This window comes from Spirulina sp. CCY15215 (assembly GCF_016888125.1).
Classification (GTDB): Bacteria; Cyanobacteriota; Cyanobacteriia; order Cyanobacteriales; family Spirulinaceae; genus CCY15215.
In genome coordinates this window covers 1-257 of sequence record NZ_JACSWA010000574.1, presented here as the reverse complement: position 1 = coordinate 257, position 257 = coordinate 1, and the positions used below count along the sequence as shown (strand labels likewise).

General features: G+C 37.7%; 1 protein-coding gene. It reads right to left on the bottom strand.

Annotated elements, in window-relative coordinates; translation table 11 throughout:
* Positions 1-257, bottom strand: a 257-nt coding sequence (locus tag JUI58_RS20030; protein WP_204105584.1) for a CARDB domain-containing protein, incomplete at both ends; no start/stop codon positions are given.

The following is a 257-nucleotide window of genomic DNA, read 5'->3' as shown; positions in this document are numbered from 1 at the left end:
GTTTGGGGTCGATAATGTTAATTGCTTTATAAGCAACATTATTGGATTCATTGCTTTCCGAGACATAACCATAACCATCCGCTTGGAACAAAATATACTTTGTTCCCGATAATCCTTTGTCTAGGGTAAAGGTTAAATCTTCATAACTCGAACTTCCAGTAGCGAGACTCCCCACATAATCATTGCCTAAAAACTTGTCTCCAGAATCGAGATTTGTATCATCGGACAAGTAATATTTCAAGTAACTATAGCCGGCT